Origin of the sequence: Streptomyces sp. JH34 (assembly GCF_029428875.1) — a bacterium.
Taxonomy (GTDB): domain Bacteria; phylum Actinomycetota; class Actinomycetes; order Streptomycetales; family Streptomycetaceae; genus Streptomyces.
In genome coordinates this window covers 5,177,755-5,194,440 of the sequence record NZ_JAJSOO010000001.1, presented here as the reverse complement: position 1 = coordinate 5,194,440, position 16,686 = coordinate 5,177,755, and the positions used below count along the sequence as shown (strand labels likewise).

General features: G+C 71.8%; 11 protein-coding genes. 9 read left to right on the top strand and 2 right to left on the bottom strand.

All coding sequences use genetic code 11. The annotated features are described in order from the left end of the window. Window positions 1-59: 59 nt before the first annotated feature. The 6 genes from LWJ43_RS23205 (at window position 60) to LWJ43_RS23180 (ending at window position 8,307) form a co-directional block, all read left to right on the top strand. Window positions 60-1,268 carry a nitrate/nitrite transporter gene (locus LWJ43_RS23205; RefSeq protein WP_462100903.1) on the top strand — a complete coding sequence of 403 codons (1,209 nt, stop codon included), beginning with the start codon at window positions 60-62 and terminating at the stop codon, window positions 1,266-1,268. 163 nt (window positions 1,269-1,431) lie between these two features. Continuing rightward, a complete protein-coding gene (locus tag LWJ43_RS23200; protein WP_277334140.1) occupies window positions 1,432-2,310 on the top strand; it encodes a glycoside hydrolase family 26 protein in 879 nt (292 codons plus the stop codon). A 398-nt stretch (window positions 2,311-2,708) separates the two neighbouring features. Then, a complete protein-coding gene (locus LWJ43_RS23195) occupies window positions 2,709-3,806 on the top strand; it encodes a UDP-glucuronic acid decarboxylase family protein (RefSeq protein WP_277334139.1) in 1,098 nt (365 codons plus the stop codon). Between the two features lie 61 nt (window positions 3,807-3,867). After that, window positions 3,868-5,757, top strand: coding sequence for a glycosyltransferase (locus LWJ43_RS23190; RefSeq protein ID WP_277334138.1), 1,890 nt, complete (start codon window positions 3,868-3,870; stop codon window positions 5,755-5,757). Between the two features lie 34 nt (window positions 5,758-5,791). Beyond that, complete coding sequence (galE, locus tag LWJ43_RS23185) at window positions 5,792-6,880, top strand: UDP-glucose 4-epimerase GalE (RefSeq protein WP_277334137.1); 1,089 nt, start codon at window positions 5,792-5,794, stop codon at window positions 6,878-6,880. Further along, a complete protein-coding gene (locus tag LWJ43_RS23180) occupies window positions 6,871-8,307 on the top strand; it encodes a UDP-glucose dehydrogenase family protein (RefSeq protein WP_277334136.1) in 1,437 nt (478 codons plus the stop codon). Before galE ends, LWJ43_RS23180 begins: the two co-directional genes overlap by 10 nt. Before the next feature lie 242 nt (window positions 8,308-8,549). On the opposite strand, the gene LWJ43_RS23175 is transcribed toward LWJ43_RS23180, so the two are convergent. Continuing rightward, the gene (locus LWJ43_RS23175; protein ID WP_277334135.1) at window positions 8,550-10,157 is read right to left on the bottom strand and encodes a right-handed parallel beta-helix repeat-containing protein; all 1,608 of its coding nucleotides are present in this window, start codon (window positions 10,155-10,157) and stop codon (window positions 8,550-8,552) included. A gap of 312 nt (window positions 10,158-10,469) precedes the next feature. On the opposite strand from LWJ43_RS23175, the gene LWJ43_RS23170 reads away from it, so the two are divergent. Together LWJ43_RS23170 and LWJ43_RS23165 are read left to right on the top strand one after the other, a co-directional pair. Further along, window positions 10,470-11,933: an acyl-CoA synthetase gene (locus LWJ43_RS23170; protein WP_277334134.1), complete on the top strand. Its 1,464-nt coding sequence runs from the start codon at window positions 10,470-10,472 to the stop codon at window positions 11,931-11,933. Then, on the top strand, window positions 11,926-13,287 hold the full coding sequence (locus tag LWJ43_RS23165; protein WP_277334133.1) for a carboxyl transferase domain-containing protein: 1,362 nt from the start codon (window positions 11,926-11,928) through the stop codon (window positions 13,285-13,287). Before LWJ43_RS23170 ends, LWJ43_RS23165 begins: the two co-directional genes overlap by 8 nt. Before the next feature lie 66 nt (window positions 13,288-13,353). Here LWJ43_RS23165 and LWJ43_RS23160 read toward each other — a convergent pair whose 3' ends face one another. Then, entirely contained in the window at window positions 13,354-13,659 is a 306-nt protein-coding gene (locus tag LWJ43_RS23160; RefSeq protein ID WP_277334132.1) for a beta-Ig-H3/fasciclin, read from the bottom strand. A 141-nt stretch (window positions 13,660-13,800) separates the two neighbouring features. Here LWJ43_RS23160 and LWJ43_RS23155 point away from each other — a divergent pair, with 141 nt between their 5' ends. Beyond that, complete coding sequence (locus tag LWJ43_RS23155) at window positions 13,801-16,575, top strand: AfsR/SARP family transcriptional regulator (RefSeq protein WP_277334131.1); 2,775 nt, start codon at window positions 13,801-13,803, stop codon at window positions 16,573-16,575. Window positions 16,576-16,686 lie beyond the last annotated feature (111 nt).

Here is a 16,686-nt window from a genome sequence, read left to right as displayed (position 1 = left end):
TCTACCCGGATGGCCCAACCCGCCGTGCCCCGACCTCCTCCCCGCCCTTGACTTGCGGTGTGCAGACAGCCGCCCAGCAGGCCCCCGCCCCGGATCGGAGACGATCTGCCGCGTACCGGAACCTGATCATGGCCACGATCGGCTTCACCCTCACCTTCTGGGCGTGGAACCTGGTATCCCCGCTGTCGGGCGACTTCAAGGAGCGGCTGGATCTGAGCTCCTTCCAGCAGTCGCTGCTGGTGGCGGTGCCCGTGCTCGTCGGCTCGCTCGGCCGTGTCCCGGCGGGCGCGCTGACCGACAAGTTCGGCGCCAGACGGATGTTCCCCCTCGTCTCGGCCCTGACGGTCGTCCCGGTCCTGCTGCTCATCCCGGCGAAGGACAACTACGGGGCGATGCTGGCCGTCGGCTTTCTCCTCGGCCTCGGCGGGACGACGTTCGCGATCGGCATCCCCCTGGTCAACTCGTGGTTCCCGCCCGCGGACAGAGGTTTCGCACTCGGGGTGTTCGGCATGGGCATGGGGGGCGTCGCACTGTCCGGCTTCTTCACGCCGCGGATCGCCGAGCACGACGAGAACCTCCCCTTCCTGATCGTCGCCGGCGCGCTCCTGGTGTACTCGCTCCTGGCCGTGGTGCTGGTCAGCGACCATCCGGACCGCAAGGCGCCCACGGACTCGCTGGGCCACCGGCTGGGGCGGGCGGGCAGGCTGCGGGTGACGTGGGAGCTGGCCGCGCTGTACGCGATCGGTTTCGGCGGCATCGTCGCCTTCGGTGTGTACCTGCCGACGTACCTGAAGACCTGGTACGAGATGTCGCCGACCGAGGCGGGCACCAAGGCGGCGGGTTTCGCGCTGGTCACGGTCATCTTCCGGCCGGTCGGCGGCTGGCTGTCGGACCGGATCCACCCCGCCCTCGTCGCGGCCGCGGCGCTGCTCCTGGCGGCGCTGACGGCCATCGTCCAGGCCTTCGACCCGCCGCTGGATCCGCTCGGTACGATCGCGCTGCTGTGCATGGCTGCCGGACTCGGCACCGCGAGCGGAAGCGTCTTCGCCCTGGTCTCGCAGGTGACACCGCAGGCCGAGGTGGGCAGCGTCACCGGCATCGTGGGCGCGATGGGCGGACTCGGCGGCTTCGTGCCCCCGCTGGTCATGGGCGCGATCTACAGCGCGAAGAGCTCGTACTCGATCGGCTTCATGCTGCTCTCCGACCTCGCACTGGCGGGCGCGGTGTACGCCTACGGCCGGATGCGGACCGTCCGGCGCGACGGCTGACCCAGGAGCCGGCCGGCGGTTCGGCGGGTGGCGCCGGGCGAGGTGCGACACGAGCGCCGAAATGGCCCCGCGTCGCGGCGGTCCCGGAGACCATGGGCGGACCGAAGCCCGTTCCGTCCCCGGCAGGTGTGTCATCGACAGATCCGCCCACGCCCTGTTGGGCGTGTACAAGGGGTACGGCGCCGAGGCCGTCGAAGCCACGGTGCGGCACGAGGAGCTTCTGGGCCGGCCCGTCGAGATCGGCAACGACTACCTGCCGCACGCGAGCTGGACGGACTTCGATCCGGCGGCCATGTGCCGGTACCAGCTCGGTCCGTGGCGCGCATGGCGGGACGGACGCCCGGGCTCGGCCTTCGTGTACGGCGTTCCGCCGCTGGTCGACGGTTTCGAGGGGGCGTTCGCGCGCGGGGTGGCGGGCGAGTTCGACGCGGCGTACGCACGGGCTGCGGGGGCGCTGGTGGAGTCGGGCCACTGCGACGCGGTGGTCCGGCTCGGCTGGGAGCCGAACAACCGGGCCATCGGCGCGTGGCAGGCGACGGACGACCCCGCGGGCTACGCGGCTCTGTTCCGGCACGTCGTCGACGTGTTCCGCGCGACGCCAGGAGCACGCTTCACGTTCGAGCTGTCGAGCGCGCTCGGTGTGCAGCCCGGACGGCGGCTGCGCACCTTCGCCGACTACTACCCGGGGGACGGGTACGTCGACTGGCTGGGCATGAACGCCTACGACCTCAAGTGGGCCGCCCCGGCGGTGTCCCCGGCCGACCGCTGGTCCTGGATCCGGTCCCAGGAACTGGGCCTCGACGCCCATGTCGCCTTCGTCCGCGCGCGGGGGAAGCGCAATGTGTGCTCCGAGTGGGGTCTGTACCGCCCCGGAGACGCGTTCGCAGGGGGCGGTGACGACCCGTATTACATCGACCGGATGGTCGAATACTTCTCCTGGGGTGATGTCGCGTACCAGTCCTACTTCGACCATGACTGGGGCGGCGGGACGCTGTCGGAGTTCCCCGCGGGGCGGGACGCGTACGTAGCGCGATTCGGGTGATCACACACAGACGACCGGGCGCGGGCGGTACCGCGACTCCTGGGGCCACCTCCCCGCACGCCTCGAACGCGTGCACCCGCGACGCGTGTACAGACAGCTCAGCCACCGGTCCGGCATACGCGACCCGACCTCACACATGCGTGTGACCTTGGCGGATTACGCCGTTCGAAAGCCGGAACAGCCCCGAACCGGGAAGAGCCCCGTGCACCGCCTCGCGTGACACCCGCCGAACAGCCCATTCCTCGGACTAGCCTTATAAAAATGGTTACGTATTCCCATACTCTCGGCCTACGTTTCCCGAGACCGCTCCGCATATCGGCTTGTCCGAGCCGTCCGCATTCTGCTGTCCATGCGCGCGGGACGTGGGGCCAATTCACCTCTCATTCCTGGAGAAACACATGCGCGTTGCCGTTACCGGTGGCGGTGGTTTCCTTGGTTCGCACCTGTGCGAAGCGCTATTGCTGCGCGGCGACTCGGTCGTATGCCTGGACAATTTCTCGACGGGCGACCCCGCGAACATCGCACACCTCCTGTCCGACCCGTCGTTCGAATTCCAGCCCGTCGACGTGAGCCTTTCCGTGGAGGTCACCGGCCGCGTGGACGCCGTTGCCCACCTGGCGTCCCCCGCGTCCCCGCCCGACTACCTGCGCCAGCCGCTCGAGACCCTCGCGGTCGGCAGCCGCGGCACCGAGAACGCGCTGCGTCTGGCGCTGCGTCACGACGCCCGCTTCGTCCTCGCGTCGACGAGCGAGATCTACGGCGACCCCCTGGTCCACCCGCAGGAGGAGACGTACTGGGGCAACGTCAACTCCATCGGTCCGCGCAGCGTCTACGACGAGGCGAAGCGGTATGCCGAGGCGGTCTCCGCCGCGTACCGCCGCACGCACGGCCTCGATGTCGGCATCGCACGGATCTTCAACACCTACGGCCCGCGGATGCGCCCGCACGACGGGCGTGTGGTGTCCAGCTTCATCACCCAGGCCCTCACCGGTGAACCGCTCACCATCTACGGCGACGGCGGGCAGACCCGTAGCTTCTGCTTCGTGGACGACCTGATCCGCGGTCTCGTCGCACTCCTCGACTCGTCCGAGATGGGCCCGTTCAACCTCGGCAATCCGGTCGAACGCACCGTCACCGAGCTCGCCGAGATCGTGCTGGCGATGACCGGCTCGCCGTCCGAGGTGCAGCACCACCCGCTGCCCGTCGACGACCCGGTCCGCCGCCGCCCGGTGATCACCCGCGCCCGCGAGGTACTGGGCTGGGAGCCGGAGATCGACATCACCGAGGGCCTGCGCAGGACCGTCGCGTACTTCGCCGCCCGCCCGGACCGGCTCGGCACGTCTGCCGCGGCGATCCGCGGCGGCCAGAGCGAGACGGTACCGCTCGCCGCGGTGAAGACCACGGCGACCACACCGCAGACGATCCCCGGCCCCTCGTCCGCCGTCACCGCCGTGGCGTCCGCCACCTCACCCGGGCTGCCCGCCTCGGCGAAGTGACCCCCTTCTCCTCCCCCACACCCGACGGCCCCCTGTCGCACCATCTGGAGAACTCGCTGCCATGACGTCGTTGGAGCAGGGTCCCGTCCTCGGGACCGGAACCGTCAAGGATTTCCCGCAGCCCTCCCCTGCTCCCGGGTCACCGGAGGAGTGGGATGCGCTGGGCGAGGAGATCCGAGCCCTGTCGAAGGGTTCGGTGGCCTCCATCGGCCCGGACGGCCCCGTCCTCGCAAGGCCGTCGCACCGGCTGACCACCCTCCCCTCCAGTTCCGTGCGGGCGTTCTCACGCTACGACCGCTTCCTCGTCGCACTGCTGTCGCTGGGCTGGGCGAGCTGCCTGGTCTGGTTCTGGGCCTGGTGGCTCCAGCCGTCCCACCGCGTCGGCTGGCTGGGCATGGTCATCAACAGCGCTCTCCTGCTGTACCTGACCTACCAGCCGGTGCACTTCCTCGTCGCGCTGCTTCGTATGCGGCGCTTCGACCCGGCCGTCGAGGTGCCCGCGGTCCGCACCGCGTTCGTGGTGACCCGCGCTCCGTCCGAGGGCTGGGACCTCGCCCGCGCCACCCTGGAGGCGATGCTCGACCAGGACTTCCCTCACGCCTACGACGTGTGGCTGTGCGACGAGGACCCCACCGAGGAGATCACGGACTGGTGCCGGGCCCACGGCGTCGGCGTCTCCTGCCGACGGGGCCGCACCGACTACCACCGGGCCGACTGGCCGCGGCGCACGCGCTGCAAGGAGGGCAACCTGGCCTTTTTCTACGACCACTGGGGCTACGCCCGCTACGACGTGGTCGCCCAACTCGACTGCGACCACGTCCCCGGCACCCGGTACCTCGCCGAGGTCGTCCGCCCCTTCGCCGACCCGGCCATCGGCTACGTCGCGGCCCCCAGCGTCTGCGACTCGAACGCCGGCGAGTCCTGGGCGGCCCGCGGCCGGCTGCAGCGCGAGGCCACGTTCCACGGCCCCATGCAACTGGGCCACTCCGCCGGCCTCGCCCCGGTGTGCATCGGCTCGCACTACGCCGTCCGTACCCGGGCGCTGCGGGACATCGGCGGTCTCGGCCCCGAGCTCGCCGAGGACTTCTCGACCACCTTCCTGCTCAGCTCGGCCGGCTGGCAGGGCGCGTTCGCGATCGACGCGGAGGCACACGGCGAGGGTCCTCTCACCTTCGGCGCCATGATCACCCAGGAGTTCCAGTGGTCCCGCAGCCTGGCTGTCATGCTCCTGGGAATGCTGCCACGCCACCTCGGCCGCATGTCCCTCAAGCTGCGGGTGCGCTTCGGTGCGGCGCTGATGTACTACCCGCTCCTCGCCATGGCCGTCATCACCGGCCTCCTGCTGCCGCCGATCGCCGCGATCACCGGTGCTCCCTGGATCAACGTCAACTACTTCGAGTTCCTGGCGCGCTTCTGGAGCATGTCCGTCTGGCTCATCCTGCTGTCGCTGCTCTGCCGCCGTCGCGGTCTGATGCGTCCGAAGGACTCCGTGGTCGTCAGCTGGGAGATCTGGCTCTTCGGGCTCTCCAGCTGGCCCTACGTCGCCTGGGGAGTACTGGCAGCCTTGAGGCAGAAACTGCGGCCCCGTCAGGTCACCTTCAAGGTGACGCCGAAGAAGCGCGACGGCCTGGAGCCGCTCCCGCTGCGCGCCGTCGCCCCGTACCTGCTGATCACGACCTTCCTGTCGGGCTCGGCCCTGGTCGGCCAGTTCACGGGTCCGGCCGTCGGCTACGTCTTCCTCTGCATCCTCGGTTCCGCCTCGTACACCGCCGTCACGCTCGCGATCGGCGGGCTGCACGTCAGGGAGACGGCACGCGCAACCGGTGTCTCCGTCTTCCGGACACTGCGCACGGCCGCGCTTCCGCTCGCCGCCGGCGCGCTGACCCTGCTCCCCCTCGCGCTCGCCGTCGCCGTCTTCCCCACCTATCTCACCGGCTTCTACGCCTGGTGACGGCCCCTGCGGCCGATCGAGAAACGAGGTTCCCGTGTCCCAAACGGTCCTGGTAACCGGCGGCGCCGGTTTCATCGGAAGCCACACCTGCGTCGAGCTCCTCCGCTCCGGCCACGAGGTCGTCGTGCTCGACGACCACTCCAACAGCTCTCCCGAAGCCCTCGAACGCGTCACGAAGATCGCGGGGCGTCCGCTCGCCGCGACCCACGTCGCGGACGTGCGTGACCGACGGGCCCTGGACGCCGTCTTCATGAGCCACCCGATCGACGCGGTGATCCACTTCGCCGCGAAGAAGGCCGTCGGCGAGTCGGTACAGATCCCGCTCGCGTACTACGACATCAACGTCGGCGGCACCACGGCCCTGGTCTCGGCCATGCATGACCACGGGGTGCACCGCCTGGTGTTCTCGTCCTCCTGCTCGGTCTACGGCGACGCCAGTACCGTCCCGCTGACCGAGGACTCCCCGGCCGCGCCGACCAACCCGTACGCCACCACCAAGTGGACCTGCGAGCAGGTCCTCACGGACCTGTGCCGGCACGTGCCCGAACTGCGCGTGCTCGCGCTGCGGTACTTCAATCCGGCCGGCGCCCACCCCACCGGGCTGCTCGGCGAGGACCCGCGCGGCGTACCGAACAACATCATGCCCTTCCTCACCCAGATCGCCGTGGGCCGTCGCGACGAGCTCAGCGTCTTCGGCGACGACTACCCGACGCCCGACGGCACCGGGGTGCGCGACTACATCCACGTCGTGGACGTCGCCGAGGGACACCGCGCGGCCCTCGACCACATCGACGACGCGACCGGCATGCGGGTCTTCAACCTCGGCACCGGGCACGGGGCGTCCGTCCTGGAACTGGTGCGCACCTTCGAGGAGGCTTCGGGACGGCCGATCCCGCACCGCATCACCGAGCGCCGCCCCGGCGACGTCGCGGAACTCGTCGCCGATCCCGCGAAGGTCACCGCGGCCTGGGGGTGGAGCGCGCAGCGCGACCTGGCCGCGATGTGCCGCGACGCGTGGAACTTCCAACAGCGGAACCCGCACGGCTACGCCCCCCGCCGCGCCCCGTACACCTCGTCCCTCCCCGCACCCTCGCCCAGACAGGAGACCAGCACATGCAGCTGACCGTCATCGGTACGGGGTATCTCGGAGCCGTGCACGCCGCTTGCATGGCCGACATCGGACACGACGTGCTCGGCGTCGATGTCGACAGCGAGAAGATCACCGCCCTCGTCGAAGGGCGACCGCCCTTCTACGAACCCGGCTTCGACGATGTCCTGACCCGGGCGCTCGCCTCCGGGCGCCTGCGCTTCAGCACCGGACTGCGCGAGGCGGCGGCCCACGGCGAGGTCCACTTCATCTGCGTGGGTACCCCGCAGAAGGCCGGCTCCCTCGCGGCCGACCTGCGGTACGTGGACGCGGTCGTCGACGGGCTCGCGCCGCACCTGCCCGCTTCGTGCCTGGTGGTCGGCAAGTCCACCGTGCCGGTCGGCACCACTGCCCGGCTGGCCTCCCGCATCGCGGATCTCGTGCCGGAGGGGGTGCGGGCCGAGGTGGCGTGGAACCCCGAATTCCTGCGGGAGGGCTTCGCGGTCGAGGACACGCTGCGGCCGGACAGGCTCGTGGCGGGCACCACCAGCCGGGAGGCCGACGAGACGCTGCGCCGGGTGTACGCGCCGATGCTGGAGGCGGGCGTCCCCTACATCTGCACCGACCCGAGCACGGCCGAACTGGTGAAGGTCGCGGCCAACTCCTTCCTCGCCACGAAGATCTCCTTCATCAACGCGATGGCCGAGATCTGCGACGCCGCGGGCGCGGACGTGGCCACCCTCGCCGACGCCCTCGGCCACGACACCCGGATCGGCCGGCGGTTCCTGAACGCCGGTCTGGGCTTCGGCGGTGGCTGCCTGCCCAAGGACATCCGGGCGTTCACCGCCCGCGCGGAGGAGCTCGGCGTCGGTCCGGCCGTCGCGTTCCTCCACCAGGTCGACGAGATCAACGAACGCCAGCGGGCCCGTACCGTCGCGCTCGCCCGTCAGATGGTCGGCGGCGACCTGACCGGGCGTCGGGTGACCATCCTGGGTGCGACTTTCAAGCCGGACAGCGACGACGTGCGCGACTCGCCGGCTCTGGCCGTCGCGATGTCGCTGCACCGGCAGGGCGCCGACGTCCGGGTCCACGACCCGGAGGGTACCGCGAACGCCCGCCTCGCCCATCCGGAGCTGCGCTGCAGCCCGGACCTGCTGACGGCCTGCCAGGGGGCGGAGATCGTCCTCCATCTCACCGAGTGGGGCCAGTACCGCCAGGCGGACCCGGTCAAGCTGGCGCGCGTGGTCCGCCGGCCGGTCCTCATCGACGGACGGAACGCGCTCCCGCACGACACGTGGCGGGCCGCCGGATGGACCGTCAAGGCACTGGGGCGGCCGGCGTCGCCGGGCCTGCCGTCGGCCGGCCGGGTCGGGGAGCCGCTGCGGGCCGTGATCGCGCCCATGACGGCCGAACCGGGCCGGACGGCGGCCATGGCCGCCGCACTGCCGGCCGGCCGGGGATAGACCCCTCCGGCATCTGCCCCGCGCTCATGGCCCTCGGTCACGAGCGCGGGGCCGAGCCGTTTCACGCCCGTACTCCAGCAGCAGCGGTCGGCACGGTGAGGTGGTTCTCCGACAGCTGCCGGGAGAGCGGCGTCCGGGACGCGAAGACGCCACCGGCGTCGGCGGCGGTCCACACGCGGAGGGTGGTGGACCGCCCCGATCCGGCCGGCTCCTCGGTGTTCGCGGAGCTCGCGGTGCTCGGCTCAGTCGGCTGCGGGAGCCTGCACGGCCCCGACGTCCGGCGACCGCGGGACCCGGTTGCCGAAGTAGTCGACGGAGCCCACATCGACGCCCAGCGCCTGCGGGGCGATACCGGCGGGGACCTCGCCCTCGCAGTGCGGCACCAGGCTCCCGGGGCCGGCCCCGCTGGGGACCGGTCCGGCCAGACCGGACAGGCACGGGTCGTCGCTGGAGCCGGTCGGCTCGCCGTCGAGCAATTCCTGGCGGGAGCCGGTGCGCCAGTCGGCCAGCGTCGTGAAGCGCCGCGTTCCCCACTCCAACGACCAAGGGCCCGTGCTGTAGTAGTCGTTCCCCTGGAGGAGCAGCGTCCCGGGGCCGTACGACGACTCGGCCGCCACCAGCGGACCGCCGTCGGTGGCGAAGATGTTGTTGTGGACCCGCACGCCGCGCATGCCGTCCTGCAGCCGCAGCGCGGGAGGCCGGTTCCCGTCGTCCACCGGGGAAGCCAGGTCCCCCGTACGCATCACGACCGTGTTGTGGTAGATGTCCAGGTTCCTCATGCGGACGCCGTAGGCGACGATGCCGCCGTACTCGGGCAGCTTCCGCGCGTCGTCCCAGCTCATGTTGAAGCGGACGACATTGTTCTTGTGGGCGCCGGTGGGCTTGCCGGAATAGACGAGGAAGCCAGGCCCGTCGTTGCCGTACGCGAGGTTGTACTGCATGACCGATCGCGAAACGTTGTTGTCGAGCCCGAATCCGCCACCGTCGACGCGCGAGCCGGTGCGGTTGCGGTACGCCCTGTTGTTCTCCAGCACCACGCGGGTGGAGTCGTACACCCAGATGCCCTCGGGGCCCTCCTCGGCGTCGGCCGCCGACCTCGAGCCGTTGTCGTGGGCCACCGAGCGCATCACCTTGGCGTCGCGGACGCTGCCGAGCACGACACCACTGCCCGTGTTGCGCGTGTCGCTGTCCGGGTCACCGGTGTTGGAATACGCCTTGACCCGGTCGATCCGGATTCCGGCGTGCGCGTAGGCTGGGCGTTCGGCCTCGAACCCCGGCCCGTAGAAGACGAGTCCGGCCTCGAGGTTGTGGTGCACGGACACGTCTGTGATGCGCACGTCGCTGTAGCCCTCGGCAGCGCCCTTACCCGCGCCGACGCTGATCCCGTTCTGGAAGCCTGTGGCCTCGACGTTCGTGATCCTGACGTGGTCGAGTCGCCGGCCGCCCGGGAGCCTGGTGCGGAAGGCGATCCCGATGCCCTCTCGCAGCGCCTCGCGGTCGCCGACCAGCGAGACGTTCCTGATCTCCACTCCGGCGGTGTCGTGCACGGTGATGCCGGACCTGCCGCGCGGCGCGATCGTGGCTCGGCCGGTGCCGTACGAATCGATCACGACCGGCTCCGTCGAGCTGCCGGCCTCGCCCTTCTCCAGGGTGACACTGCCCCGGAACCGCTCGCCGCCCTTGAGCCGGAGCCGGTCGCCGGGCCGGAAGCGCACTGCGTCGGCGTGGTCGAGGGTCCGCCAGGGCTTCTCCGGCGACATGCCGTCGTTCTCGTCATCACCGTCGTGGCTCACGTAGAAGACATACGGACCGCCACTGGCCGGGCGGGCCTGCCGGTAGACACCGGGCACCTCACACCCTGTAAGCATCAGAAGGACTGCGGCCGAGACTCCAGCGGCAGTCCTCGTCGTCCGGCTCCGCTTCACCGCGTTCAAGCGCACCCCTTAGGGACGTTCCGTGTCGCACCAAGCGCACAAACCGACAGAATGTCAGAAAAGGTGCATTGAAACGCCGATGACAGCTCGGCATCCGAGTCATGTGCGCACTCATCCGTGGCGGTGACCCACTGGCCCGGGCCGACCGCTGTTACGGGCGACTTCGAGTCCTGCCCGTCCACCGCATAGCCCCGACGGGATCCTCATCGGTCTTCTAGGCTGCACCGCGTGACCTCTCTACTGCCCGCGCTGCGCGGAGCGTCCGGCCGGACGGACTCCCCCGAGGCCGTCCGGTTCGGCGAACACGTCCTGACCTACGCCCAGTTGGCCGAGACATCCGCCTCCCTCGCCACCCGGATCGCGGGAGCGGGGCGTGTCGCCGTCTGGGCCACGTCCACCCCCGAGACCGTCGTCGCCGTGGTGGCGGCCCTTCAGGCGGGGGTGCCCGCCGTACCGCTCAACCCGAAGACCGGCGAGCGGGAACTCGCGCACATCGTCGCCGACAGCGCGCCCTCGACGGTGCTGGCCGCTGCGGCCGACGCACTGCCGCCCGCGCTGGACGGCCTGGAACGGCTGGACGTCAGCACGCTCGCGTCGGGCCGTCCTGCCGGGGCCGTCCCGGCCGAGCCCTCCGAGGAGTCCCCGGCCCTGGTCGTCTACACCTCGGGCACGACGGGCCCGCCCAAGGGGGCGGTCCTGACCCGCCGGGCGATCGCCGCGTCACTGGACGCTCTGGAGGACGCCTGGGCGTGGACCGGTGAGGACGTGCTCGTCCACGCCCTGCCGCTGTTCCATGTGCACGGGCTGATCCTGGGCGTCCTCGGCCCGCTGCGCAGGGGCGGCTCGGTGCGCCACCTCGGCAGGTTCTCGACCGAAGGGGTGGCCCGGGAGCTTCTCTCCGGGGGCACGATGCTGTTCGGCGTGCCGACGATGTACCACCGGCTCGCCGGCGCGCTGACCGGCCCGGAGGGCCCCGGGAACCTCGCGAAGGCCCTGGCGGGCGCACGACTGCTGGTCTCCGGCTCGGCGGCCCTCCCGGTCCACGACCACGAACGGATCGCCGCGGCCACCGGACGCACGGTCGTCGAACGGTACGGGATGACGGAGACCCTCATGAACACGGGCGTACGGGCCGACGGCGCGCCGCGCGCCGGGACGGTCGGACCACCGCTGGCCGGCGTCGAGCTCAGGCTCGTCGAGGAGGACGGCACCGTGCTCGAGGACACCGCGTCCATCGGCGAGATCCAGGTGCGCGGGCCGAACCTCTTCACCGGATACCTGAACCGCCCTGACGCCACGGCGGCCGCCTTCACCGAGGACGGCTTCTTCCGCACGGGCGACATGGCCACGATCGACCCCGACGGCTACGTCAGGATCGTCGGCCGCAAGGCCACCGACCTCATCAAGAGCGGCGGCTACAAGATCGGCGCGGGCGAGATCGAGAACGCCCTCCTGGAACATCCCGGCGTGCGTGAGGCGGCCGTCACCGGCGAGCCGGACGCGGACCTCGGCGAGCGTATCGTCGCCTGGGTGGTACCGGAAACCCCCGGGCCGCCCCCTGGTGAGCAGGAACTCGCGGACCACGTGGCGGACCTGCTGGCACCGCACAAGCGCCCGCGCGTCGTCCGCTACCTCGACGCCCTCCCCCGCAACGAGCTGGGCAAGATCATGAAGAGGTCCCTGGGTGACTGACTCCGGGTGCGCCCGCCTGTCGGCGCGGGAGGCGATCGCCGCCGTCACGGGGAGGTTCGCGGAGCACCTGCCGGCCGGACGCCCCGCACCACCGGACGGCCCGCTCGGCTGGAACGGCTACGGGGAGTCCAGGGCGCGCGCCTCGGCACGGACAGGCGAGGAGGAGTCCGTCGTGTACGGGACCGCCCTCGTCGGGGACCGGGAGTGCGTTCTGGTGTCGTTCGAGTTCGGCTTCATGGGCGGCTCGCTGGGCGGACACACCGGAGACCGTCTGGAGGCCGCGTACGCGCTGGCGGCCGAGCGGCGGCTGCCGCTCGTCTCGCTCGTCGCCACCGGGGGCAGCAGGATGCAGGAGGGCATGATCGCGCTGACACAGCTGCAGCGCGTGGCCCGCGCTTCCACCTCGCTGAGGGCCGAGGGGCTTGCGCAGATCGCGGTACTGCGGGATCCGACGACCGGTGGGGGCTGGGCCACGGTGGGGGCGGGCGCCGATGTGGTGCTGGCGCTGCCCGGGGCGCAGATCGGCTTCGCGGGTTCCCGGGTGCGGCCCGCCGACGCGGACCCGTACGCGTACACCGCCGAGGGACAACTGGCAGCCGGCCAGATCGACGCGGTCGTCGCGCCGGAGGAGCTGCCCGGGACCCTGGGCCGCTGGCTGGCCGCGCTGGCGGTCACCGGTCCCGCGCAGGCAGCCCCGGTACCGGACGCACTGTCGGCCGCGGAGCTGCCCGCGACCGGCTGGGACGCGGTGGAACAGGCTCGGGCGGTGGCGCGGCCACGGGCGGAGGCCTATCTGGACGCCTACTTCGCTTACCGTCTGCCGATCGGCGGCGACCGGTGCGGCGGCAGGGACCCGGGGCTGCTCTGCGGGGTGGGCCTGCACGCCGGACGGCCGGTGGCGTACGCCGCGCAGTGCGGCACCGCGACCCGTCCGGCGGGCTACCGCACGGCCGCCCGGCTGATCCGGCTCGCGGACCGGCTCGGCCTTCCCGTGCTCACCCTGATCGACACCCCGGGCGCGGCCAACGACGCCGAGGCGGAACGGGCCGGCGCGGGCGCCGCCATCGCGGACGCCTTCGCGGCGGTCGCCGGAGCCCGGGTCCCCGTGACGACGCTCGTGATCGGCGAGGGCGGCTCCGGCGGCGCACTCGCCCTGGCGGCGCCGGACAACACCCATGTCACCACGGACAGTTACTTCTCGGTGATCGCACCGGAACTGGCGGCGGCCATCCTGAAGCGCGGTCCGGACGAGGTACGGTCCACCGCCGATCAGCTCCGGCTTCGCCCCCAGGACCTGGTGGAGCTCGGAGTGGCCCGGTCGGTGGTCGGCCCCGCACGGGCCACGGGCGGCTGACGGGACACGGCACAGGGCCCTTCCGCCGCGCGGAAGGGCCCTGTGGCGACAGCTGATGAGACCTCGTCAGCAGTTGACCGTACGGTCGTAGTTCCCGAAGATCCCGTGGTAGACGTACAGGGCGTTGGTGCCTTTGGACATCACGTAACAGGGGCTGTCCGCGGCCAGTGAGACGACGACCTTCACCGAGCGGGTGCCACCGCACTTGTTCGTGAGAAGGACGTCGAAGCCGTCGGTCGTCTGCGTGACCATGCGGCCGATGCAGGTCGGGGCCGTCGTCGCCGCGGCGGCCGGCGTCGCCGAGATGATCATGGTTCCGCCCAGAGCCGCAGCGGTCACTGCGGCCTGTGCCGCCCTCCGGGACATACGCATCAAGGACTCCTTGTCGAGAAGACGTGTTTCGCAACAGGCGGCACGCTATGGCGAGCGGCGCACATTCCGCGCATAGAGTGCGCACAACTCGCACTCGGCAGACGGACTTGCGGACCCTCGGACGCACGGCAGGGAGTCACGGTGCATTTCGCTCTTCTCGGCCCGCTGGAGGTCTCCCGCGACGGCGACCGCCTCGACCTGGGCTCCGCCAAACAGCGCCTGCTGCTGGCAGCCCTCCTCCGGCGCCCTTCCGAGACCGTACCGACCGCCGCACTCACCGTGGCCCTCTGGGGCGACGACCCGCCGGCCTCCGCCGCCGCGAACCTACGGACCTATGTGCGCGGTCTGCGGACCTCCCTGGGCGGCGGCGGCCCCTGGGACGGGGTGCCGCGCACACCGGGCGGCTACCTGCTCCGGATCGAGCCGGGGCAGCGGGACGTCGACCTCTTCGAAGAGGCGGCGGCCGGCGGCCGCCGGGCCCTGACCCTCGGCGATCCCGCCAGGGCCTGCGAGGAGCTGGACCGGGCACTGGGCCTGTGGCGCGGGACGTTCCTCGAAGGGCTGCCGCTGTCGGACGCGCTCGACCGCTGGGCGGGCCGGCTGGAGGAGCGGCGCTGGCACGCCGAGGAGGACTACGCGGAGGCGCTGATCGCGGAGGACCGCTGCCCGGAGGCGGTCCTCCGCATGCGGGGGCTGGTCGAGCGCCGTCCGCTGCGGCAGGGCGCCTGGCTCCATCTGATGCTGGGCCTCTTCCGGGGCGGTGACGTGGCGGGGGCGCTGGAGGCCCACAGCCGGGCGCGCGAGGTACTGGTCCGGGAGACCGGCCTCGAACCCGGCCCCGAACTGAGCCGTCTGCACCAGGACATACTCAGGCAGCGCGCGGTGCCCCCACCGGCCGCGCACGCCCCGGCCACCCCCAGCCCCAGGCAACTGCCGCTCGTCACGGCCGGCTTCGTCGGCCGCGATGCCGCGCTCGCCGCGCTCGACTCCTGTCTCGGCGGCGCGACCGCCGTTCCGGGAACCGCGGTGATCACCGTGGTCTCCGGAATGGCGGGCATCGGCAAGACCGCTCTCGTGCTGCACTGGGCCCATCGGGTGGCCGGCCGCTTCCCCGACGGTCAACTCCACGTGAACCTGCGCGGATACGACGAGGAGGGCCCGCTGCCGGCCACCGACGCCCTGCGGGGGTTCATCGAGGCGTTGGGGGTACCGCAGGCGCGGATACCCTCCGGCACGGAGGCCCGCGCGGGCCTCTTCCGCAGCCTGCTGGCCTCACGCCGCGTACTCGTCGTCCTGGACAACGCACGGGACTCCGCCCACGCGCGGCCGCTGCTGCCCGGAGCCGGAGGGAGCGTGGTGGTCGTCACCAGCCGGGAGCGGATGCACGGGCTGGTGACGACCGAGGGGGCGCAGCCGCTCACCCTGGACGTACTGACCGAGCGGGAGTCGACCGACCTGCTCGCCCGCCGCCTGGGTGAGCGGATCGCGGCCGAGCCGGCCGCGGCGGCGGAGATCGTGGCCGCCACCGGACGGCTCCCCCTCGCCCTCGCCGTCGTGGCCGCACGGATGGCGGACCACCCGTCCTTCCCCCTCCACACCTTCGCCTCCGAACTGCGCCCCGCCGGGGCGCTGCTGAACGCACTGGAGGACGGCGACGCACGGCGGATCCTGTCCTGGTCCGCGCTCGCCCTCACCGACGGGGCGGCCCGCCTCTTCCGCCTGCTCGGACTCCACCCGGGCCCCGACCTGACACTGGACGCGGCGGCGGCGCTGGCCGGAGACCCGGAGCCCTCGGTCCGGCCTCTGCTCCTGGAGCTGACACGGCTGCACCTGTTGACGGAGCACTCCCCCGGGCGTTACCTGTTCCACGATCTGCTGCGGGCCTACGCGGCCGAGCTCGTGCGGACGACGGAGCCGCCCGCGGAACGCGGGGAGGCCCTCGAACGACTGTACGACCACTTCCTGCACCGCGCTCACGCGGCAGCCGTACTCGTGCAGCCTCAGTGGCCGGCCGTCACGCCCGTGCCACGGCTGCCGGCCAACAGCGGAGGGCACGCCCGGGACGCCGACACCGCCCTCGGCTGGTTCGCCGCCGAGCACCAGGTCCTGCTGCGCACCGTGGCGCAGGCGGAGCGGCACGGCTTCGAGGCGTACAGCTGGCAGCTGGCCTGGGCACTCACCGCCTACCTGGCGCCCCACGGTCTGTGGCAGGACCAGCGCACGGTCCAGGAGACCGCGCTCGTCGCAGCCGAAAGAGCCGGCGATGCGGCAGGCCAGGCCATGGCCTGCCGTCTGCTCGCCCGTGCCGACTCCCGTCTCGGGAATCTCGGTGCCGCGGAGAGCCGACTGCGCCGTTCCCTCGAGCTGTACGCCCGCCTGGGCGACGCCACAGGCCAGGCGCAGACCCTGCACAACTACGTCGAACTCTGTTACATGGACGGACGGCTGGCGGAGGCGCTGCGGCACGGCGACGAGGCGCTGCGTCTGTACCGGCTGTCCGGCAACCGGGACGGCGAGGCCCGCACCCTGAACGCGATCGGGTGGCTGCACGCCGCGGGGGGAGACTACGAACGGGCCATCGACAACTGTTCCCAGGCCCTCGAACGGCAGCGGCACGCCGGTGACCGCAACGGCCAGGCCGCCACCCTGGACAGCCTCGGCTTCGCCTATCACCATCTGGCCCGTCACGACCGCGCGGTCGCCAGCTACGAGGAGGCCGTAGCCCTGTTCCGGGCCTCGGCGGACCGCTACCACGAGGCGGAGACCCTGGTACGGCTGGGAGAGACGCTCCGGGCGACGGGCGACACCCGGCGAGCCGAAGGCGTCTGGCGCCGTGCCGCCGCGATCTTCGACGCGCTGCGGGACCCGGAGGCGGACGCCGTAAGGGAGCGCCTCGCCCTCATCCGGGAGCCGTGACCCGCCGGCTCGGTCGCCGCTCCGCTCGCCGGACGGCCGGGACCTCTTCGGCGCGCCGCCCGGGCGAGGGTTGGCTAGCGTGAGAAGGAGGACCATCCGCCGAGTACAGAA